Source organism: Nocardia sp. SYP-A9097 (assembly GCF_009649815.1).
Classification (GTDB): domain Bacteria; phylum Actinomycetota; class Actinomycetes; order Mycobacteriales; family Mycobacteriaceae; genus Nocardia.
On record NZ_WJIC01000039.1, the window covers coordinates 13906 to 35885 of the forward strand.

Sequence of the window (21980 nt, forward strand, 5' to 3'; positions counted from 1 at the left end):
ACTACTTGCCCGCGCGGGCCAGGAATTCCTTGGCCAGGGACCGGTATTGTTCCGCGCCTGCGGATTTGGGGGCCCAGCTGGTGACGGGTTCACCGGCGAGCGTCGCGTCCGGGAAGCGGACCGTGCGGGAGATCTGGGTGCCGTAGACGCGATCGCCGAAGACCTCGGTCACGCGGGTCAGGACCTGGCGCGAGTGCAGCAGACGGCGGTCGAACATGGTGACCACGATGCCGGATAGGCTAAGGCGGGGATTCAGCCGGTCGCGCACCTTTTCCATGGTGTCGGTGAGCAACGCCAGGCCACGTAGCGCGAAGTACTCCGGTTCCATCGGAATGATCACGCCGTCCGCGCAGGCCAGGGCATTCACCGTGAGCAGGCTCAGCGAGGGCTGGCAGTCGATGAAGATGTAGTCGTAGCGATCCCGAATGGGGTCCAGCACGCGGCGCAGGCAGTGTTCGCGGCCGACCTCGTTGACGAGCTGGATCTCGGCCGCGGACAGGTCGATATTGCTCGGCAGCAGATGCATGTTCTCGACGCCGGTCTTCATCAGCACCTCGTCGACCGAGGGCGCGTTCCGCCCGAGTAGGTCGTAGATGGTCAACTCGAGGTCATTGACGTAGACCCCCAGGCCCGCCGAGAGCGCACCCTGCGGATCGAGATCGACCAGCAGGATTCTGAGTCCTTGCTCGGCAAGCGCCGCACCGAGATTGATGGTCGAGGTGGTTTTCCCGACGCCACCCTTCTGATTGCACAGGGCCACGATCTGCGCTTCAGGGTTTGCCAACATGTTGCCAGGCTAGCCCTAGGTCGCGTCGGCGTGTCGTTGCGACGCGGGAGTTCTCACTCAAAAAAAGAGCGCCCCGCCGGAAAACTCCGGTGGGGCGCTTCGAGAGCTTGTCGCTCAGTGCTTTTCGGGGCCGATGTGGTACTCGAACACCAGACCGCCGGCGGCGACCAGAATGCAGACCACGCCGATGCCGATCAGCCAGTACTGGAAGAACGCGAAGCCCAGGGCGGCAATGGAACCCGCGCCCGCGAGCAGAATGGGCCAGAACGAACCGGGCGAGAAGAAGCCCAGATCGCCCGCGCCATCCACGATCTCCGCGTCTTCGTAGTCTTCCGGACGCAGGTCCAGTCGACGGGCGACGAAGCGGAAGTAGGTGCCGACGATGATCGCCAGGCCCGCCGTCAGCACGATGGCGGTGGTACCGGCCCACTCGACGCCGGTCCGCGACTGGCTTGTGAAGTAGGCGTAGACGACGCCCACGATCGCGAAAAAGACCGCGAGCAGTTCGAAGATGCGAGCTTCGACCTTCATGTCAGTTCATCCCTCACTTGACTTCGGAGGCGAGTTCGTTGCCGCGCGCATCGCGCTTGGTGTTGAACGGCTGGGTTTTGATCGCCACCGGTGCCTCGCCGATATCGGCCAGGGCGGCGGCATTGGTCTTACCGGCCCGACGTGCATCCAGGTACTTCTGGAAGTTCTCCGGCGATACCGCGCGAACCTCGAAGTTCATCATCGAGTGGAAGGTGCCGCACATTTCGGCACAACGACCGACGAACGCGCCTTCCTTCTCGATCTTGGTGATCTGGAAGATGTTGTCCGAGTTGTTCTGCTTCGGGTTCGGCATGACGTCCCGCTTGAACAGGAACTCCGGCACCCAGAAGGAGTGGATGACATCGGCTGCGGCCAGCTGGAACTCGATGTTCTTACCGGTCGGCAGTACCAGGACCGGAATCTCGTTCGAGGTGCCGACGGTCTCGACCTTGTCGTAGTTCAGGTACGAGATGTCGTTCGCGGGCAGACCGTTGTTCGGGCCGGGCTGCGGGTGACCGTCCTCGGTGCGCTCCGCGTACTCGTCCTTGATCTGCTGGTTCATGTCCTGACGGAGGTGATCCACACCGTCGAACTGGTAACCACCCTTGAAGTCGACCTTCTGGTAGCCGAACTTCCAGTTCCACTGGAACGCGGTCACATCGACCACGACATCCGGGTCGGCGACCTTATCGTTCACGTAGTTCTGCACCACCACGGTGAAGTAGAACAGCACCGCGATGATCACGAACGGAGCGGCCGTGTAGCTCAGCTCCAACGGCACGTTGTAACCGGTCTGCCGCGGGAACTCCGGGGAGTTCGCCTTCTTACGGTGGAACGCGATCGTCCAGAACGTCAGACCCCAGACGATCACACCCATCACCAGTGCGGCGATGACGGACCATGTCCAGAGTTCACGCATCCGGGTGGCCTGGGGGGTGACACCCGAGGGCCAACCGAACCGGAGCCACGGGTTGTCGATCGAGCAGCCCGAGACAAGCATCGCGGTCATCCCCAAGGACACCGCCAGCCCGGCCCGTCGAAGGATGCGGCCCTGCCGACCCTGGGCGGGTCGTGCCCCTATCGCTTCGCTCGCCTTGTGCGCCACGCTCAACGCCTTCCTGGTCGTCTATTCGACTGGCGTCGCCCGGGCTCCCTTCCGCCGGGCGACACAACTACAGCACGTTTGGGAGCTCTGGACCCGGTCGCGCACAACGCATGATCGAGCCCGGGAGTTCCCGAGTACTACGCAGCGTAGACCAAACCGGGCATGGCTTTGTGGTGGGGTCGACTTCAACACTCCGGAAAGTACATAAGCCGTGGATACGGCCTCTGGCGGCGCGATCAACGCGCGTGCGGCATACTCGGACAGTACGTTTCGCGTGTCGATGCGCGACCATCCTTTACTCCGGAAACGAGGTTCTGCCCGCAGTGTGTGGACTGCTCGGATTTCTGACGGCTCAGACGGCGACCACCCCGGATGGGCGGACGGTCGAGACCACGGCGGCGCAGGTGTACGAGGCTCTGCACTGCCAGCGGCATCGAGGCCCAGATGAGAAGGGCACCTGGAACGACGATCGAATGATCTTCGGCTTCAATCGCCTCTCCATCATCGATATCGAGCATTCGCATCAGCCGCTGCGCTGGGGCCCGCCCGAGAATCGGGAGCGCTACGCGCTCACCTTCAATGGCGAGATCTACAACTACCTCGAACTCCGCGAGGAGTTGCGGGCGGCGCACGGTGCGGAGTTCGGCGATCAGCCGATGTTCGCGACCGAGGGTGACTCCGAGGCGATTGTCGCGGCCTTCCACTACTGGGGTGCCGAGGCCGCCAAGCGACTGCGCGGCATGTTCGCCTTCGCCATCTGGGATACCGAGCAGCACAAGCTGTTCATCGCCCGCGACCCGTTCGGCATCAAGCCGCTGTTCCTGGCCACCGGAGCCGGCGGCACGGCGTTCTCCAGCGAGAAGAAGAGCCTGCTGGAACTGCTTCCGGAGCTGGAGCTTTCGGACTCGCTCGATCCGCGTGCGCTCGAGCACTACACGGTGCTGCAGTATGTGCCGGAGCCGGAGACGCTGCACGCGGACATTCGCCGCCTCGAATCCGGTTGCTATGCATGGATCGAACCCGGTCAGGCTCCGCGCGTGACCCGCTACTTCAACCCGCAGTTCCGGGTGCGGCCGTTCGGTGATGCCAAGGCGCGCTACAAGGAGATCGCCGCCGCGCTGGAGGATTCGGTCGCCAAGCATATGCGCGCCGATGTGACCGTCGGCTCGTTCCTGTCCGGCGGTATCGACTCCACCGCCATTGCGGCGCTTGCGATTCGGCATAACCCGAATCTGCTGACCTTCACCTCCGCGTTCGAACGCCAGGGGTATTCGGAGGCCGATGTGGCCGCCGAGACCGCCGAGGCCATCGGCGCGAAGCACTTCATTCGCATGGTCACGCCCGAGGATTTCGCCGGCGCGATTCCCGAAATCGTCTGGTACCTGGACGAACCCGTGGCCGACCCGGCGCTGGTGCCGCTGTATTTCGTGGCCAAGGAAGCGCGTAAGCACGTCAAAGTGGTGCTCTCGGGCGAGGGCGCGGACGAGCTGTTCGGCGGATACACCATCTACCGGGAGCCGTTGTCGCTCAAGCCGTTCGAGTACCTGCCCAAGGGGGTGCGCAAGCTCGCGGGCCTGCTGTCTGATTGTATTCCGGAGGGCACCCGCGGTAAGAGCCTGCTGCATCGCGGATCGCTGAAGCTGGAAGACCGCTACTACGGCAACGCCCGCAGCTTCAATGACGCCCAATTGCGTTCGGTGCTGCGCGATTTCCGCCCGGAGTGGACGCATCAGGATGTCACCGGGCCGATCTACGGCGTCCAGGACCGGAGCATGGATCCCGTCGCGCGCATGCAGCACCTGGACCTGTTCACCTGGTTGCGCGGCGATATTCTCGTCAAGGCCGACAAGATGACCATGGCCAACTCGCTCGAACTGCGCGTGCCGTTCCTCGACAACGAGGTGTTCAAGGTCGCCGAGCAGATCCCGTTCGAGCAGAAGATCACCAAGGAAACCACCAAATACGCGCTGCGCCAGGCACTCGAGGACATCGTGCCCCCACATGTGCTGCACCGCGCCAAGCTGGGATTCCCTGTCCCGCTGCGGCATTGGCTGCGCGGGCCGGAGCTCTACGACTGGGCGCGCCAGCAGATCGCCGACTCCGGCACCGATCACCTGCTGAACAAGGCCGCCGTCACCGCCATGCTGGAGGCACACCGCACCGGCCCGATCGACCACTCGCGCCGGCTGTGGACGCTGCTGATCTTCATGGTCTGGCACGGCATCTTCGTCGAGCAGCGCATCAAGCCGGAGATCCAGGAACCGGTCTACCCGGTCAACCTCTGAGGCGTCGGGGCAGCGGCTGATTCATCATCCGGTCAGCTTCTGCCCCACTCGGATTCCGTACGCCTGAATCTTGCGGTACAGCGAGGACCGGGCAATTCCCACCAGCACCGCCGCATCACGGCGGTTCCCACCGGCCTGGATCAGCGCCCGCACAATGGCGGTGCGCTCGGCCGCCTCGATGGGGGTGAGCCTGCGACCACCAGAGACGAAACAGGTCTCGGGCAGATCCTCGGCCCGCAGATCCCCCACCGGACGGCGAATCAGCGCCGTACGCAAGGCATCTCGCAGCTCGGCCACATTGCCCGGCCAATCGTGGCCCAGCAGTACCCGCAGCGCACCGGGTGTACAGGCCACGGTCCGGCGCGGGGCGAGCATCCCCAGCAGATGCGAAACCAGTTGCGGCAGATCATCGATTCGATGCCGCAGCGGTGGCACACTGATCGACCCACCGAAGTGCCGCAGCACGAGGTCCAACTGTCCTGCGGCGCTATCGGATTGCGGGCGTTCGGTATTCGCGTCGGCCATGGTGGCGACCAGCCAGCCGGTGTGGCCGAGGGATTGCAGGGCGTGGTCGAGATCGTCGTAGCCGCCGGGTAATTCGTCGAGATGGGCCAGCATCAGGGTGGGCTGACGGGTGGGGTCCAGGGTGTCGGGGGGTTGAGCGAAGGGGGTTCCCGTCCGGCAGTCGAGCACGATCAGGGGGCGGGTGGGGAAGGAGCGGCGGTGCGCGGCGGTGAGCAAAGCCAGCTTGCCGCTGCCGGATTCGCCGGTGACGACCACCGGTAGGCCGGTGCGGGCCGCCTCGAGTACCTCTCCGGTGACTCGCCGCCAGACGGAGGAGTCGCCGGGTACCTCCGGCATGCCGATGGATTTCACGGCGATGCGGCGGGTACGCAACTCCGGTGCGCTCAGGTCCACCCGCAGCACGACGCCGGCGACCTCGGCCCCGACCGTCACCGTCTCCGGGCGCACGCGTGCGGTGCGGCCGGTGGGCAGTTGGACATCGAGCACCATGCTGTCGCGCAATCCCGTGAGCCCACTGGCGATTTCACGCAGGAACGCCTTCTCCTGCGGTATCAGTTGCTGATTGGCACGGGTATCGCTCATGAAGACATCGCCGCCCAGGGACAGGACCGGTCCGCGCCCGGCGCGGCTGGCCCGCAGGAACTGTTCGAGCACCGCCTGCTGATGTACCGATCCGCTGGCGCGCAGTTCGACTTCGATATTGCGTGCCGCCTGCTGGGCCAGCGCATGCATGAACGGGCTGGCATCCCCGGCGAGGCAGCTCAGATCCAGGACGCCCTGGATGAGTCCGGTGAGCGGATCCCGAATCGGTGTTCCGGCGCAGGCGAACTGGGTGATGTTCTCGGCGAAATGTTCATGCCCGGTAATGAATACGGCCTTCCCGGAGGCCAGCGCGGTGCCGACGCCGTTCGTTCCGACCTCACCCTCGCTGTAGCTGAAGCCGGGGGCGAAGTAGACATTGTCGAATCGCCCGCCCAGCAGCCGCTGATTGTCCCGCCGGATGAGTACCCGCGAATGCCGGTCGGTGAGCGCGATACTCACCGCCAGATCGTTCAATTCCACTTCCAGGCGGTCGATTACAGGCAGTGCGCACTGCACGAAGCGACTCTGTAGATCCAGATCGGCTATATATCCGCGATCCAGCACATTGGTCAGATCGCTCACGCCCGCCGCGAGGGATCGCTGCCAGGACGCCGACACCAGTCCGGAAACCGTATCGGCAGGTAGATCGCCCGAGGTGAGGAAGCTTTCGCGCGCACGCACGACCGGGATGCTGTGGCCGGCCTGACTCACTGATGCCCCTCTCGCCACAAGTTGCCGCTGTCACAGCATCAAGTGTCCCAAAGTGGGACATCGTATCCGGGTGATTCCACATGAAACTGATGACACCAACGACTGTGACCACAGCCGCTGACGGATACGTGCCCCATTCGGCTGTGGCACCTGTTGGAGTGCCCGCCCGTCCCGGCCACGGTGCCAGAGTTGTCACCCGTGACCTACCGCCCAAGGACACGTCCTGGTCGGGGCAGGTGGTGCGGCACCGCTGATCAATCCGCAGGTCAGGACGCTGTCACTGCAGGAAGCTCTCCAGAAACGCCGTCCGGTCGAACATGGCGGCGGTATCCCGCGCCGACGGACTACCCGCGTCCGGATCGGCTCCGGCGGCGATCAGCGCCTTCAGAATCTCCGTCTCACCCTTGAAAATCGCTCCCGCCAAAGGGGTTTGGCCCGCGTCATTGGTGACATTCGGATCCGCGCCGTGCGCGAGCAGGGTGGTGACGGCGGCTTCATTGCCGTGGTACGCGGCCAGCATCAGGATGCTGTCGCCGTTTTCATTGGTGAGGTCGGCCGGTACTCCGGCATCCAGGTAGGCCGCCAATTTCTCGGCGTCCCCCTGGCGGGCGAAGTCGAAGATCTGACCGGCCAACTCGAGGACCTTGTCGGCATCGGGGTCGTTCGCGCTCATTCGTCCACTACTACCACCACCCGGTGGCGGGCGGAACAGCGATTCGCGGTGCCGCGTCCGAACGCGGCCGGGATCGGGACGTAACGTCATCGGTATGACTGAGCGTCTGGTGATCATCGGCGGGGATGCGGCCGGCATGTCGGCGGCCTCGCAGGCACGGCGAATGAAGCCCGCGGAGCAGCTCGAGATCATCGTCTTCGAACGCGGGCATTTCACCTCCTTCTCCGCCTGCGGTATCCCGTACTGGGTCGGCGGTGAGGTGCCGGATCGCGATCGGCTCATCGCCCGCACACCGGCGGAGCATCGGGCGCGCGATATCGATCTGCGCATGCGCGTCGAGGTGCTGGAGATCGACGTCCCCGGCCACCGAGTCCGGGCGCGGGACCTCGAGGCGGGCACGGAGACGTGGGTGGACTACGACAAACTCGTCATCGCCACCGGCGCCACGCCCATTCGCCCGCGGATTCCGGGTATCGACGCACCCGGCGTACACGGGGTGCAGACCCTCGATGACGGTCAGGCGCTCATCGAATCCCTGCAAGCCAGCCCCGGCCGGCGCGCGGTGGTGGTCGGCGCGGGCTATATCGGGGTCGAGATGGCCGAGGCGCTGATCAATCGCGGCTACGACGTGACCATGATCAATCGCGGCCCGCAACCCATGGCCACCCTGGATCCGGATATGGGCGCGCTCATCCGGAAATCCATGGAGGGCTTGGGTATTCGCGTACTGTGCACCGCCGAACTCAGCAAGGTGCTGACCGATGACACCGGCCGGGTCCGCGCCGTCGCCACCGCCGAGGCCGAATTCCCCGCCGACGTGGTCGTGCTCGGTATCGGAGTGCGTCCCACCACCGAATTGGCCCGCGCCGCAGGACTTCCGCTCGGCCTGCACGACGGTCTGCTCACCGACCTGTCCATGCGCGTGCGCGGCCACGAGGACATCTGGGCGGGCGGCGACTGCGTAGAAGTGCTGGACCTGGTGTCCGGCACCGAACGCCATATCGCGCTCGGCACCCACGCCAATAAGCACGGTCAGATAATCGGCGCGAATGTCGGCGGCGGTTACGCCACCTTCCCCGGCGTGGTCGGCACCGCCGTTAGCAAGGTCTGCGATCTCGAGGTGGCCCGAACCGGCCTGCGTGAGAAGGACGCTCGCGCCGCGGGCCTGCAGTACGTGACCGTCACCATCGAATCCACCAGCCGCTCCGGATACTTTCCGGGCACCGCGCCCATGACCGTCAAAATGCTCGCCGAACGCCGCACGGGCCGGCTCCTGGGCGTTCAACTCGTGGGCCGCGAGGGCGCGGCGAAACGCATCGATATCGCCGCGGTAGCCCTGACCGCCCGCATGACGGTGGATCAGATGATCGCCCTGGACCTCGGCTACGCACCACCCTTCTCCCCCGTCTGGGACCCCATCCTGGTCGCCGCCCGCAAGGCGGCGATCGCCGTGGAGCGCAACCGCTGATGCTCGCGGCCGCGGGGTTGACGGGAATAGCGCGGCACGGGATATTGTCGGGCATTGTTAGGGGGCCGGGGCCGGGTGGCGATCCCGGCAGGCTGTTTCCGATCCCCCGGCGGGAGTTTTGCGCGTGATATGGCGATGGTTACGGGGCGGCGAGGAAGAACCGCGGGAGTCGGCCGAGGAGCCGCCCGCCGAACCGGCACGCACGCCGGTAAAGCCCAGCGGGCCTTCGGATTTCGAGATCGCCATGCGCCGGGCCGATGCGGAACCGGAGTTCACGGCGCGAATCCGGCTGGTGCTGGCGGCGGTGCGCGAACTCCTGGGCCGCGATGACGCCGAGCTGGCGCGCGATAGGCGGATTGTTCAGCAGCGACTGGTCGATGCCGCGCGGATCGCGCCCGATATCGCATTGCGGCTGCTGTGCGATGTCGCCGATCGGTGCGGCGTCGACACCGACGCGGGACGGCAGGCACTCGCGGTGTGGACGCGGGACCCGGTGGCGGCGGAGTTCGCGCGCACCTGGTTCGCGGTGGAATGCCTGATCGAGGACAATGCCGAACTCGGTGTGTGGCTGGCGAATTCGGTGCGCGCCGGATCGGACGAGGTATCGGGCGAGTTCCGCCGACTGGCCCGCGAACACCTGACCGGGTTGGTGGACAAGCACTTCGAACGATACGAGTTCACTCGCGGGTCCGCACCGGTATGGCAGGTGCTGTACGCGCTGGGACCCGCGAGCCGGTCGGATTGGTTCTCGCGGCTGGGCGATCTGGCAGCAGAGCGCGGTGAGAAGCGGGAAGCCGCAAGGCGTTACGAACTCGCCAACCGATTCGGCGGCGGCCCGGCGGCGCGACTGGGGTAGTCGCGCCGCACTGGGCGAAGTCAGCCGCGACGGCTGCGGCCGATCTTCGCGCGGGCGGCGGCGAGGATGGTGAGGATGATGACGGTCATCATCTTCAGGGTGTTCCAGTCCACCGGTTCGGCGGGTGGTGCTGCGGCAGTGGGGATTTGGTGCTGGGGTTTGACGACCGGCGGTGGCGGTGGAGACAGCACCGGAGCTTGCTCCTCGGGCGGGGGAATCGGTGCCGCCACCGGAGCCAGTGCGGGAATCGAGGGAAAAAGCAGTGGAATACCCGGGGTTTCGGGCACGGGGAGCAACAGTAGGCAGGTGAGCAGGGCGCTCCCGGTGACCGCGCTGCCCAGTATGACGCTGCCCGCACCCGCCGAGCCCGGGCCGATCAGCCCACTGGAGCCCGGTATGAAACCGGGGCCGATCAACCCGGACCCGAAACCACTACCGGTGACGAGGCCGAGACCTATTGCGGCGCTGCCGATTATGGCGCTACCGGCACAGGCGGTCAGCACACTGCCGGGCTCCAGGCCCAGCGTTTCACCGAGGGTGCCCGCGGCGGGACGTAATGCCGCACCGCCGAACGCGTCCCCGATGGCCCCGCCCGGGAGTAACGCGATTCCGGCCGCCGCCGGATCGGCGCTCCCGGTGCCCGCACTTCCGGTCGCCGAGCTGCCGGTGCTCAGGTAGCCCCCGCCCGCGACCGGATTCACTCCCAGCGCGCTGCCGGAGGTCGCACCGCCATTGCCGGAGTTACTGCTGCCCGTACCCAGCCCGAGTGAACTCCCGGTCGGGGCCTCGATGGGCGCGGCGGGTCCGGAACCCGCACTGCCACTGAGGATCTCGCCGATCGCATCGGGCAGTCCCGGATCCGCGCCGGCCACGGCCGGCTGCACGGCCAGGAGCGCCGCCGCGATCGGTGCGGCCGTCGCCGCGGCGAATCTCGTTGCGCCGCCGTGCTTTCGCTTACTCATGTGCGCACACCCCCTCAGCGCGGCAATGCGCTCGACGAAGCACCGGAGACAATGTGCTCGAACCTGGACAGCGCCAGCTCATAGGCATCCTTGGACACCGTATTCCCGCCCGCGAAGGGCCGATCGAGCTGGTACACCGCCAGAATCACCGCACCGACCACCACGCCGAAGAGTCCGGTCATGATCACGCTGCGCTTGGTGACGACCACACCGGAGAAGACCGTGCCGAGCAGCAGCATGCCGGTGCCGAACCAGAGCGCCACGTAAAGGAAAGTGGGCAAACGGTATTCGGCATCCATCCCGCGGTCGTAGCGGGCGTCGGCGACCGCGTCCAGCCCGGTATCGAGCTTGTCCTGGATGTCCTTGACACTCGGATCGGTGGTCGGCAGCGCCGAGACGGCCGCGCGCAGATCGTCGAAGGTGTCCTGGGTGTTCCGGCTGAGCGCGCCATCGCGGCTCATCACCTGCCATTCCTCACCCACCACCCGCGCGGTGTAGTCGTGCACCAGACCCTGCACCCGGGTGCGGTCCTGATCGGGCAGATCATCGGCCGCCTCGTACGCCGCGACGAGCGCCTTGGCCTCGGTGACGGTGTGCGCGTGCGAATTGTCGTACTGCTGCCACAGGATGACGACAATGAACGCGACAATCGCCGCGAAGAACATATTCACCAGATCCAGCACCATGGCGCTGGAGGCCTCATCGTCACTGTGCCGCCACGAGTTCGGGCGCACGCGGTCGCCGACCAGGAAGACCACCACGGCCACGACCGCGAACAGGACGAGCACACCCATTTGCAATGCCATACTCGGCTCCGCCTCCCAGTCCCGGGCAACTTCGATCACGAGGTATTCGCGGCGACGGGGCAGTCGGATTGCGCCGGCGGGCAATCTGTTACGAGACAGGGTGATTCGTGCCGAAAGGGTAGTTACGACGCATAAGCGGATCAAGATCACCAGGCAATGGGCGTGAGGGCTACTCGGACGATGGCCCGGTGAGTGCCTGGTGATCTTGTGGTCACGCGAGGGTGAAGGCTCCGGCGGCGATGGTGACGGTGAATTCGAGTGCGGCACCCAGTACATCGCCATTGAGGCCGCCGAATCTGCGCACGCAATGGCGCACCAGGAGCAGCGACGAACCGAGCGCGGCGAGAATACCGAGCGGGCCCAACCACCAGTGGCCACCCGCGAAAACCGCTGCAATCAAGGCGATTCCGGCCCAGATCGGCCCGATCAGCGGTCCTTGCGTCCCGGCGACCAAGGCCCCGAATCCGGCCCCGGGTGCGGGATCGATGCCGCGACGGCAGGCCAGCACGACCGCAACACGCCCGACCGCGACCGCCGACACGATCCCCATCCAGTGCCCGGCGGCGGCAAGCGCGGCGAATGAAACCGCTTGAATCGCAATCACAAAGATCAACGCCGCCACCCCGAACGGCCCCGCCCCACCACTCTTCATAACCTCGCGCGCACGCTCCGGCGGACCATAACTACCGAGCCCATCCATAGTGTCCGCGAGCCCATCGATATGCATCCCACGCGTGATGAGAGCAAGCCCCGCCACCGCGATAAACCCGCCCAGCAACCACGAGGCCCCCACCGCACCCAGCACCCACATAAGTCCAGCCGCACCGAGCCCAAGCAACACCCCCACCACGGGAGCCCACCCAATGGCCCGCCCCGCACCCGCACGATCAACCTCATCCGGCCCCCGCACAGGCAGCACCGTCAACCACGAAACCGCCAGCCGCACACCATTCATAACCCCGAGCGCTCCAGCCCCGCCCCACGTGCCCGGCCAACCGCCCCCGCGCTGCGGTCCCACTCGGGCGCCGCGTTCATGCGCCGACGCCGAGGCACTTCACTTCCGTGCACTCGGCCGGCCATTGTCATCGTGCGCTTACGCACCGGGGGTTTCGGGCGTGGCGTCGGCGGTGCTGACACCTGCCTGCGCGAAAGTCGCCATCTCCGTGAGGGTTGCGACGGCGGCGCGCAGTACGGGCAGGGCGGTGACCGCGCCGGAGCCTTCGCCGAGTCGCATATTCATCTCGACCAGGGGTTCGAGCTGGAGCTTCTCCAGGGCGATGGTGTGCGACGGCTCGCTGGAGCGATGCCCCGCCACCCACCACTCGCGGGCACCCAATGCGAGCTGATTCGCGACGAGCGCGGCGGCGGTGACGACCACGCCATCGAGAATCACCGGGGTGCGGCGGGAGGCGGCGCGCGCCAGGAATCCGGCCATGGCGGCGAGGTCGGCTCCACCTGCGATGCGCAGCAACGCAACCGGATCCTTGACCTCCGGCCGCGCCCGCCACATGGCGTCACGAATGGCGGCGGTCTTGCGAATCCATCCGGCGTCGTCGACGCCGGTGCCCCGTCCGACCGCCACCACGGGTTCGGTATCGGTGATGGTCGCGATCAGCACGGTGGCAGGGGTGGTGTTACCGATTCCCATCTCACCGGCGATGAGAAGGTCTGCGCCGGAATCGATTTCCTCGTCGGCGATGGCGGCACCGGCGGCCAGCGCGGCCTGCACCTCCGACTCGCTCAGCGCGTCTTCCCGATCGATGGACCCACTCGACCGCCGCACCTTGTGCCGGGAAATCTCCGGAGCCGTATCCCCCTGCACCGCAATGTCTTCCACCCGCACGGTGGCATCCGCCAGCCGCGCCAGCACATTCACCGCCGCCCCACCCGCGAGGAAATTGGCAACCATCTGCCCGGTCACCTCACTCGGGTAAGCCGAAACCCCATGCGCCGCAACCCCATGGTCCCCCGCGAACACCACAACCCGAGCCCGCTCGAACTGCTTGGGCGGACAAACCCCCTGACAAGCCGCCACCCAATTCCCGAGCGTCTCCAACCGCCCCAAAGCCCCCGCCGGCTTCGTCAACTCCAACTGCCGCCCCTGCGCGGCCGCCAGCACCCCGGCATCAGGCCCAGGCACCGGCGCGAACGAAATCCGCACCGGCTTGGAGAGATTCATCGCCCCGGCGGTACTCGCCGCCGCTGCGGCAGTCGTAGCACCGGCAGCGCCCGCGGCCGAAACCTCGTGCGCAGCGGGCTGATCCCCAATTTCCGTCGATATACCGGCGGCCGCGGCAGCTGCGGTGGCCACCGTCGCAGCACCCGCACCCGCGGCGGCCGAGCTGCTACCGGGCGTGGTCGAATCGACCTGCGTGGCAGGCTGATCCACCGGGGCCGTGCCGGATTCCGATGTGGCCGGCCCGGTCTGGGCATCCGCCGTGGCGGCCGCGTCGGTGAGGGCGGCGGCCGACGCGAAGGCGCGGTCCGGCTTGACGCGCATGGCTTGGCCGGCGACTACGAGGTAGACCTCGTCGCAGAGTTGGGCCAAGCGCTGGTTGAGAGCGCCGAGTTCGTCGCGGAAGAGACGGCCGGAGTGGGTGGCGGGGATGACGCCGAGGCCCACTTCGGGGCTGACGATGATCAGGCGTTCGGGGTATTCGGCCACGGCCGCGACTAAGGAGTCCAGGTCGGGGGCGATGGTGCCACGGGGCGATTCCCAGGCGGCGCGCGCGTCGATGCGAGCCGTCAGCCAGGTGCCGAGGTCGTCGATGAGGGTGGCCGGGACCGGCTGGGCCAGCGCGGCGATCGGGTCGCCCTCCACCACGGTCCAATTGCCGGGTCGCCGGATCCGGTGTGCCGCAATACGTTCGGCGAAATCCGCGTCGGTGGGATCGGGGATCGCGGTGGCGATATATCGCACCGCCTCCGATACGACCAACTGTTCCGCGAAAGCCGACTTACCGGACCGGGCTCCACCGAGCACCAGCGTCCGTAGCGGTCGATCGGTTGACTGAGCACTGTGCGACACGTCAGCACGGTATCAACAGCCCGTGCCCTTCAGCCGACTAGGCACGGCTGCCGCCCCGATTCCGCCCGACCGACCCTCGAACACGCCCCCAACCGCAGACACCGAACCCACCGAGACATCGAAGAATCGGCATGCTCGGCTAGCCCGCGCGCACCCCGCCGAATCGGCGTCGGTATTCGGCGGGGGCGATGCCGACCAGGCGCTGGAAGTGGTGGCGCAGCAGGGCTCCGGAGCCGAATCCGCAGTGGTGCGCGACGGTTTCCAAATCCATATCGGTGTCTTCGAGGAGTTGCTTCGCCTGCAGGATGCGCTGGCCGGTCAGCCATTTCACCGGCGTGGTGCCGGTTTCTGCGGCGAACTTGCGGGCGAAGGTGCGGGTCGACATATTCGAACGCGCGGACAGCGATTCGACCGTATGCGGTAGTTCCAGATTCTCTTCCAGCCAGTGCAGCGTCTCGCTGAGGCTGTCCGAGCTGCAATCCACCACGGGCCGTTCGATGAACTGCCGCTGCCCACCGTCGCGCTGCGGTGGCACCACCATGCGGCGGGCGATGGCATTGGCGACCGCACTGCCGAGCTCGCGGCGCACCAGATGGAGGCAGGCGTCGATTCCGGCGGCCGTCCCGGCGCTGGTGATGAGATTGCCCTCGTCCACGAACAGCACATCCGGATCGACGGTGGCGAGCGGAAACCGTTCCGCCAGTTGGTCGACGTACCGCCAGTGCGTGGTGCATTTGCGTCCGTCGAGCAGTCCGGCCTCGCCCGCGAGGAAGGCCCCGGAGCAGACCGTCAGGACCGTGGCCCCGCGCTGCGAGGCATCGCGGACCGCCTCCACGACCCGCGGATCCATCGCCCCCTCGGTCGAGTACGGGAATGCCGGAATTGCCACCAGATCCGCGTCCCGCAGCTCCTCGAGACCGTACTGCGCGGTCACCGATATCCCCGGCGAGCTGGAGCCCAGCGGTTTTCCGGGATCGGCCCCGCAGACCCGGAAGTCGAAGCCGGGCAGTCCGTCCGCGGTCCGGTCCAGCCCGAAAACCTCACAGACAACGCCGAATTCGAACATGGCGAGTCGTTCGTTCAGTACGACGGCGACCTTCGAAAGCATGACCCCACCCTACCTGGCTGAATTTTTGCGATCAATGACAGAACTGCCACTGTTGGCAGTAACTGCATTGGAGAAAACTTACTGCCATGCAAGCGATCACCGCAATCACCGCGGCCGGAACCGCGATGAGCGCACTCGGATATCTCACCTACGCCGCCATGGCATGGGGCACAACCGATCCCACCGATGAAGGCGAGGCACGCGCATGACCACCATCAGCACCGGGTTCGTATCCACCACCCGCAGCGACACCGACCACAAGGCATCATCGATGTTCACCCGACTCTTCGCACTCTTGGCCGCCGCCGGGCGCGCCATTCCCTTCCACCGCGAATCCTCCTGGGGCATGGTCGGATCCACCGGCATCACCGATCGCGACCATGACCGCGGCGCACTCGAACTGCGTGCCATCGCGGGCGTCCGGGAGCACAGCTGATGAGCCTGCTATCCCTCGCCCTCATCGGCCCCGCACCGCGCCACTGGGGCACCACGGCGACGGATGTCCGCTTCGGAGATGAACGCCCACACCATCCACCCGAACCGCCACCACAGTGTCACAGCACCGATGACCACCCCGCGAACAACTGAGGGCCGCCGAATCATTCGGCGGCCCTCGTCGTTTCGACGTATTGCTAGATGCTGTCCCCCGCGCTGACCCGCGGCTTCGGCGCACGCATGCGGCGAACCTGCGAGGCGCGCACGAACGAGTACCAGCCCAGCGAGAAGCTGGAATCCTCGGCATTCGGGAAGCGCTCGCGCACCCGCTTGTTCACGATGCGGCCCAGGACAACACCCTCGATGATCATGAAGACCATCATCACCAGCATTGCGAGCGTGACAATCGCCTGCAGTGCGGGCGAGAGAATCATGCTCAGGATCAATACGAGTGCAAGGGGCATGAACAGGCCGAGCAGATTGCGGCGCGCGTCCACGATATCCCGCACGTAACCCTTCACCGGACCCTTGTCGCGCGGCAGCAGGTACTGCTCCTCACCGGCGAGCATGCGCGCCCGGCGATCCTGCGTCGCGGCCTTGCGCTCGGCCGATTCGACCTTGCGGTCCGCCCGGGAACCACGCAGCTCCTTGCGGCGCGCACGCGCTTCCTTCGAGGTCAGGGGGGCGGGCGCGACCGGCCCGCGACGGCGGGCCTGCGCCTCACGCCGCTTGGGCGTGGGCCGCCCCTTACCGGCGGTGGAGGATCGCTCCTCGGCCGTCGCGGCGCCACCGGCATCGACGGTGGAGGTGTCGGAGGTGGGGTTGGGATCGCCACGGCGCAGGAACTTCACGGCGACCAGGCTATTCGATGGCCTGTCCGCCGGAAAAACCTGGTCCGCCCATCTTTGGTATCTCAGTGAAGGAGCGGCCGCTCAGTCCCTGCACTGCTGGCAGAATCGCTGCCGCGTAGGATTGGGAATAGTCGTCCGCGAAGAGGCGTTGACACGCATCGAGCCGTGCCCCTTCTCACGGGTTGAAAACAGGTCCTTTAGGAGAGTTCATGACTGTGCAGAACGAGACCACCACCCATGGTGCGACTCTGACCGACGCCGCTGCCGTCAAGGCTAAGGCGCTCCTCGATCAGGAGGGCCGCGACGACCTCGCGCTGCGCATCGCCGTGCAGCCCGGTGGCTGTGCCGGTCTGCGCTACCAGCTCTTCTTCGACGATCGCTCGCTCGACGGCGACCTGGTTGTCGAATTCGGTGGCGTCAAGCTCGCCGTCGACCGTATGAGCGCCCCGTACATCCAGGGTGCCTCGATCGACTTCGTCGACACCATCGAGAAGCAGGGCTTCACCATCGACAACCCGAACGCCACCGGCTCCTGCGCCTGCGGCGACAGCTTCAACTGATCTGACGCATCCAGCGCGGAACATTCCTTCACCGGAGGTTCCGCGCTGCTGCATGTCCGGACGGGACAGACCCCGCCCATTCCGGGGGTCCGGGGGCAGCGCCCCCGAATGCTCCTGGGGGTTCGGGGGCGAAGCCCCTGAGAGCCCCGAGAGTTGGGTCTACCCGTCTCGGACAGTGTATTTTTCTAAGTGCGAACCCCTCGGTTCGCTCCACCCGGCCCCGCGTCTGCCTCGTCTCGTTCAGGTGTGCGCAGCGCACGTCACCGAAGGATCGACGCCCGTGACCATCGCCGTGTCCGCCTCCATTGCGACCGACCACCTCATGCGCTTTCCGGGGAAGTTCTCCGATGTGCTGCTGGCCGACCAACTCCAGCATGTGTCCCTGAGCTTCCTCGTCGACGACCTGGTCATCCGCCGCGGCGGCGTGGCCGGCAATATCGCCTACGCCATGGGCCTGCTGGGCCAGACCCCGCTGCTGGTCGGCGCGGTCGGCCCCGACTTCGGCGACTACCGGCAGTGGCTGGAATCCAATGGCGTCGACTGCTCCGCCGTGCGGATCTCCACCGAGGCGCACACCGCGCGTTTCGTCTGCACCACCGATGAGTCGATGGCACAGATCGCGTCCTTCTACCCGGGCGCGATGAGCGAGGCCCGCGAAATCTCCATCGGCGCGCTGGCTTCCGATCGCGACCTCGAGCTGGTGCTCGTCGGCGCGAACGATCCCGACGCCATGGTGCTGCACACCGAGCAGTGCCGTACCGCGGGCATCGCCTTCGCCGCCGACCCATCGCAGCAGCTGGCGCGTCTCGACGGCGAGCAGGCCCTGTCGCTCATCGAAGGCGCCGCCTATCTGTTCACCAACGAGTACGAGTGGGGCCTGCTGCTGCAGAAGACCGGCCTCACCGAAGCCGAAATCGGTGAGCGCGTTGGCATTCGGGTGACGACCCTCGGCTCCAAGGGCGCGAAGATCGTCGACAAGGACGGCACCGAACTGCACGTCGACGTGGTCCCCGACAATGCCAAGGTCGACCCGACCGGCGTCGGCGACGGCTTCCGCGCGGGCTTCCTCACCGGACACTCGGCCGGGCTGTCCCTGGAGCGCTCGGCCCAGCTGGGTTCACTCATCGCGGTTCTCGTCCTCGAGACCATCGGCACCCAGGAATGGACCCTCGACAAGGACGTCGCGCTGAAGCGGCTGCGCGAGGCTTACGGTCCGGAAGCGGCTTCGGAGATCGAGAATATTCTTCGTTGAAACCTGCTCGACAAGTTCGTACCGCACGCTGATCAAATGATTGGCGTGCGGTTCTTTTTGCGCGAGAACCGGGCCTGATCACCGCGGTTCATTCGCGTTGTTCTGTCAGCTCTTATTTCGAAGGACCTGATGATGGTGGTACGGGTCGGCGTAGTGGATCTGCTTTCACTTCGGCCGGACAGCATGACGAAACGCGTATTCGCCGAGGCGGTGCGCGCCGCGACCGAACGGCTCGGGTGGGCAGTGCCGGACCTGCCGTTCAGCTCCGATCCACTGGTCACGGAGCGGCCCGAATTCCCTGTCCGTCAAGCTGATTCGCGCGACGCTTCAGCGGGGACAAGCCTCCTCGGCGGCGATCCGGTGCGGGTGGAGCTGAGCTGCTTCGGCATCGACCCGCTCGGTTCCCCGAACTCGGTGGATTGGCCCGCCCTGTCCGCGATGGACGCGCTGATCATCAGTGGCAGTGAACCCACGGCGACGGAGATCGCGGGCGAACCGTGTCTGGCGATAATCGACCGGCTGCTGCGGGAGTGCGCGGGTGCCACCTCGCTGCTGTTCTCCTGTCAGTCCGCGCATGCCGCACTGCATCTGCTGCACGGGGTGCGCCGTCACCGGCTCGCGGATCGATGCCATGGGGCATTCGACCATCGGGTGCATCTTGCGCCGGGCGCTCTCGATCCGGTCGAAATGGGTACGGCCGGAGCGAATTTCGCCGATGGACCGGAGGCTGAACTCACGGCGGGGCTCGCCACGCCCGTGCGCGTGCCGCATTCGCGCTGGAATGTCATGACCTCGGCGGACCTGCGGTCGGCCGGACTCACCGTGCTGCTCGACTCCGAGGAGGCACAATGGCAGTTGGCCATCGGCCCGCAGGGGCTGCGGCACGTCTTCATTCAGGGTCATCCCGAGTATCTGCCGGACACCATGGCTCGCGAATACCGCCGGGATCTACGGCGGTGGATCGCCGATTCGACGCTGCCGTTCCCTCGGATTCCGGTCGGATACTTCCCGGCCGAGGTGCACGAGCGGCTCACCGCGCATGCCGAATCGGTGCGAAACCGCCGCGATCCGGCGCTGCTCGACGAGCTGGTGCTGCCCGCCGACCACACCGAAGTAGCGCGGGACTGGTCCACGCATTCGCGCATCTTCTTCGCCAATTGGCTGGTGGCCGTGCGGAATCGGCGCGACGCCGCAGCGGAATCCGCGACCGGCGTCTCCTCGGCCGGTCAAGAGCCACAGCCCGCGTAGTACTGCTGGATCGCGATTCCGCCTGAATGCCTCGCACAAGCTCTCCGCCCAGGCCGTGACTGGGCGGGGGTCCAACTTCGGTAGGGGTCCTGCACATTCGATCGTCTGCGAGGCAATAGGGTGTTCGTTATGGCCTCGGACCGTTTGTATTTTCGTCAGCTGCTCGCGGGTCGCGACTGGGCGGTCGGTGATCCGATCGCCACGCAGATGCGGAACTTCGCGTATTTGATCGGCGACCGGGAGACCGGCGACTGCGTGGTCGTCGATCCGGCGTATGCCGCCGGGGATCTGGTGGAGATCGCCGAGGCCGACGGTATGCGGCTGTCGGGCGTGCTGGCCACACATCACCATCCCGATCATGTCGGCGGCACCATGTTGGGCTTCACGCTGAGCGGGGTGAAGGAGCTCCTGGAGAAGGTCGATGTGGCGGTGCACGTCAATGCCGAGGAGCTGCCGTGGGTCGCCAATGTCACCGGTATCGCGCCCAGTGAGCTGACCGGGCACGCGCACGGCGACAAGGTCGCGGTCGGCGGGTTCGAGATCGAACTGCTGCATACGCCCGGGCATACGCCGGGTAGCCAGTGCTTCCTGTTCGAGAACAGGTTGATCGCGGGCGATACGCTCTTCGTGGATGGTTGCGGGCGCACCGACTTCCCGGGCGGCAACTCCGACGATATGTTCCGCAGCCTGCGGTCTTTGGCTGCGCTGCAAGGCAATCCGGTGGTGTACCCGGGGCACTGGTACTCCGAGGAGCCCAGCGCCGAGCTGTCCAAGATCGTCGAGAAGAACTACGTTATGCGGCCCAAGACCCTCGATGAGTGGCAGATGTTCATGCCCGGCTGATTTCGTCCCGAACGGAAAGCGCCCGCACCGAATCTCGTTCGGAGCGGGCGCTTTTCAGCATCCAGAGGCTTACGCCATGGTGCGCAGCCAGCCGTGGCTGTCGGCGAAGGTACCGCGCTGGATTCCGGTGAGGGTATCCCGCAATGCCATGGTGACCTCGCCGGGTTCGCCTCCGCCGATGGTGAATTCGCCCTCGGCGGACTTCACCGTGCCGACCGGCGTGATAACCGCGGCGGTGCCGCAGGCGAAAACCTCTGAGATTTCCCCGTTTTCGGCACCCTTGTGCCACTCGTCGACCGAAATCTTGCGCTCCTCAACGGGATACCCCGCATCGGCGGCGAGGGTGAGCAGCGAATCGCGAGTGATACCCGGCAGCAGCGACCCGGACAGCTCCGGTGTCACCAGCCGCGCCTGCGACCCGGTACCGAAGACGAAGAACAGGTTGTTCGTACCCATCTCCTCGACATACTGGCGCTCAATGGCATCGAGCCACACCACCTGATCGCAGCCCTCTTCAGAGGCTTGCTTCTGCGCCAGCAGCGAGGAGGCGTAGTTACCCGCGACCTTCGCCTCACCGGTACCACCGGGGGCAGCGCGCACGTATTCGGTGGACAGCCACACCTTCACCGGCTTCACACCACGCGGGAAGTACGCGCCCGCAGGCGAACCCAGCAGCAGGTACTTGTAAGCCGAGGCCGGCTTCACCCCGAGCCCGGCTTCGGTGGCGAACATGAACGGCCGCAGGTACAGCGACTCCTCACCACCGGCGGGCGGCACCCACGCGGAGTCGACCTCGAGCAGCTGACGCACGGACTCGATGAACAGCTCATCCGGCAGCTCGGCCATCGCCATGCGCGCCGCCGACCGGCGGAACCGCGCCGCATTGGCATCGACCCGGAAGGTCGCGATGCTGCCATCGGCCTGCCGGTACGCCTTCAACCCCTCGAAGATCGCCTGCCCGTAGTGGAACACCATGGTCGCCGGATCCATGGACAGCGGCCCGTACGGTTCGACCTGCGGGTTCACCCACTGCCCGTCGATGTAGTCGATGGACACCATGTGATCGGTGAAGAAACGCCCGAATCCGGGGGCCGCGAGAATCTCCTGCCGTCGCTCCGCCGAGGTCGGGGCGGGGTGCGAGGTGCGGGTGAACTGCGCGGCAACTGTCATGTCGGGGAGTTTAATTTGTGGCTTTACCGGACACGCCGCCACCCACCCACCGGCCGGAATCCCTCGCGCGTCGCGCGTCTCAGACCCGGCTCTTTCGAGCGTTCACCACCGCATTCGGGCGGAAATCCGCCCGCCCGCGCGCCTGCGGACCCTCGAGGAGGACGCGCACAATCCGAGTCCGCAGGTACACGATT

General features: G+C 66.3%; 21 protein-coding genes. 9 read left to right on the forward strand and 12 right to left on the reverse strand.

The features are described from left to right. Position 1: 1 nt before the first annotated feature. The 3 genes from GFY24_RS37245 to GFY24_RS37255 all read right to left on the reverse strand — a co-directional run bounded on the left by GFY24_RS37245 (position 2) and on the right by GFY24_RS37255 (position 2327). On the reverse strand, positions 2–787 hold the full coding sequence (locus tag GFY24_RS37245; protein ID WP_153809818.1) for a ParA family protein: 786 nt from the start codon (positions 785–787) through the stop codon (positions 2–4). 114 nt (positions 788–901) lie between these two features. Next, positions 902–1318, reverse strand: coding sequence for a cytochrome c oxidase subunit 4 (locus GFY24_RS37250; RefSeq protein ID WP_153809819.1), 417 nt, complete (start codon positions 1316–1318; stop codon positions 902–904). Positions 1319–1331: 13 nt separating this feature from the next. Then, the gene (locus tag GFY24_RS37255) at positions 1332–2327 is read right to left on the reverse strand and encodes a cytochrome c oxidase subunit II (protein WP_153809820.1); all 996 of its coding nucleotides are present in this window, start codon (positions 2325–2327) and stop codon (positions 1332–1334) included. A 419-nt stretch (positions 2328–2746) separates the two neighbouring features. On the opposite strand from GFY24_RS37255, the gene asnB reads away from it, so the two are divergent. Further along, complete coding sequence (asnB, locus tag GFY24_RS37260) at positions 2747–4708, forward strand: asparagine synthase (glutamine-hydrolyzing) (protein WP_309231795.1); 1962 nt, start codon at positions 2747–2749, stop codon at positions 4706–4708. 24 nt (positions 4709–4732) lie between these two features. Here the strand turns inward: asnB and GFY24_RS43525 are convergent, their stop codons facing one another. After that, positions 4733–6496: a helix-turn-helix domain-containing protein gene (locus GFY24_RS43525; RefSeq protein WP_153809821.1), complete on the reverse strand. Its 1764-nt coding sequence runs from the start codon at positions 6494–6496 to the stop codon at positions 4733–4735. Positions 6497–6803: 307 nt separating this feature from the next. Next, positions 6804–7199, reverse strand: coding sequence for an ankyrin repeat domain-containing protein (locus GFY24_RS37270; protein ID WP_153809822.1), 396 nt, complete (start codon positions 7197–7199; stop codon positions 6804–6806). A 94-nt stretch (positions 7200–7293) separates the two neighbouring features. Between GFY24_RS37270 and GFY24_RS37275 the strand changes: the two genes are divergently transcribed. Both GFY24_RS37275 and GFY24_RS37280 read left to right on the forward strand, forming a co-directional pair. Further along, positions 7294–8667 (forward strand): FAD-dependent oxidoreductase, encoded by a 1374-nt coding sequence (locus GFY24_RS37275; RefSeq protein WP_153809823.1) that lies wholly within the window; start codon positions 7294–7296, stop codon positions 8665–8667. Positions 8668–8791: 124 nt separating this feature from the next. Continuing rightward, positions 8792–9523 (forward strand): hypothetical protein, encoded by a 732-nt coding sequence (locus tag GFY24_RS37280; protein WP_153809824.1) that lies wholly within the window; start codon positions 8792–8794, stop codon positions 9521–9523. 20 nt (positions 9524–9543) lie between these two features. Here the strand turns inward: GFY24_RS37280 and GFY24_RS37285 are convergent, their stop codons facing one another. From GFY24_RS37285 to GFY24_RS37305, 5 genes are all read right to left on the reverse strand, one after another. Then, complete coding sequence (locus GFY24_RS37285) at positions 9544–10485, reverse strand: hypothetical protein (protein ID WP_153809825.1); 942 nt, start codon at positions 10483–10485, stop codon at positions 9544–9546. Between the two features lie 14 nt (positions 10486–10499). After that, positions 10500–11291, reverse strand: a complete 792-nt coding sequence (locus GFY24_RS37290; protein WP_228567028.1) for a DUF4239 domain-containing protein — start codon at positions 11289–11291, stop codon at positions 10500–10502. Between the two features lie 211 nt (positions 11292–11502). After that, positions 11503–12246, reverse strand: coding sequence for an adenosylcobinamide-GDP ribazoletransferase (locus tag GFY24_RS37295; RefSeq protein WP_153809826.1), 744 nt, complete (start codon positions 12244–12246; stop codon positions 11503–11505). Between the two features lie 138 nt (positions 12247–12384). Beyond that, complete coding sequence (cobT, locus tag GFY24_RS37300) at positions 12385–14319, reverse strand: nicotinate-nucleotide--dimethylbenzimidazole phosphoribosyltransferase (RefSeq protein WP_309231796.1); 1935 nt, start codon at positions 14317–14319, stop codon at positions 12385–12387. 139 nt (positions 14320–14458) lie between these two features. Continuing rightward, complete coding sequence (locus tag GFY24_RS37305) at positions 14459–15427, reverse strand: GlxA family transcriptional regulator (RefSeq protein ID WP_153809827.1); 969 nt, start codon at positions 15425–15427, stop codon at positions 14459–14461. A gap of 86 nt (positions 15428–15513) precedes the next feature. Between GFY24_RS37305 and GFY24_RS43145 the strand changes: the two genes are divergently transcribed. Both GFY24_RS43145 and GFY24_RS37310 read left to right on the forward strand, forming a co-directional pair. Continuing rightward, positions 15514–15636: a hypothetical protein gene (locus tag GFY24_RS43145; protein ID WP_255458849.1), complete on the forward strand. Its 123-nt coding sequence runs from the start codon at positions 15514–15516 to the stop codon at positions 15634–15636. Then, complete coding sequence (locus GFY24_RS37310; RefSeq protein WP_153809828.1) at positions 15633–15863, forward strand: hypothetical protein; 231 nt, start codon at positions 15633–15635, stop codon at positions 15861–15863. The genes GFY24_RS43145 and GFY24_RS37310 overlap by 4 nt, the downstream gene beginning before the upstream one ends. Before the next feature lie 196 nt (positions 15864–16059). Here GFY24_RS37310 and GFY24_RS37315 read toward each other — a convergent pair whose 3' ends face one another. Beyond that, positions 16060–16713 (reverse strand): DUF3043 domain-containing protein, encoded by a 654-nt coding sequence (locus tag GFY24_RS37315; RefSeq protein ID WP_309231797.1) that lies wholly within the window; start codon positions 16711–16713, stop codon positions 16060–16062. Between the two features lie 209 nt (positions 16714–16922). Between GFY24_RS37315 and GFY24_RS37320 the strand changes: the two genes are divergently transcribed. The 4 genes from GFY24_RS37320 (at position 16923) to GFY24_RS37335 (ending at position 20616) form a co-directional block, all read left to right on the forward strand. Further along, entirely contained in the window at positions 16923–17273 is a 351-nt protein-coding gene (locus GFY24_RS37320; protein ID WP_153809830.1) for an iron-sulfur cluster assembly accessory protein, read from the forward strand. Between the two features lie 280 nt (positions 17274–17553). Next, entirely contained in the window at positions 17554–18525 is a 972-nt protein-coding gene (locus GFY24_RS37325; RefSeq protein ID WP_309231798.1) for a carbohydrate kinase family protein, read from the forward strand. Positions 18526–18654: 129 nt separating this feature from the next. After that, positions 18655–19773: a homoserine O-succinyltransferase gene (locus GFY24_RS37330; RefSeq protein WP_153809831.1), complete on the forward strand. Its 1119-nt coding sequence runs from the start codon at positions 18655–18657 to the stop codon at positions 19771–19773. A gap of 129 nt (positions 19774–19902) precedes the next feature. After that, positions 19903–20616: an MBL fold metallo-hydrolase gene (locus GFY24_RS37335; RefSeq protein WP_153809832.1), complete on the forward strand. Its 714-nt coding sequence runs from the start codon at positions 19903–19905 to the stop codon at positions 20614–20616. 69 nt (positions 20617–20685) lie between these two features. On the opposite strand, the gene GFY24_RS37340 is transcribed toward GFY24_RS37335, so the two are convergent. Next, on the reverse strand, positions 20686–21786 hold the full coding sequence (locus GFY24_RS37340; protein ID WP_153809833.1) for a branched-chain amino acid aminotransferase: 1101 nt from the start codon (positions 21784–21786) through the stop codon (positions 20686–20688). Positions 21787–21980: the final 194 nt, after the last annotated feature.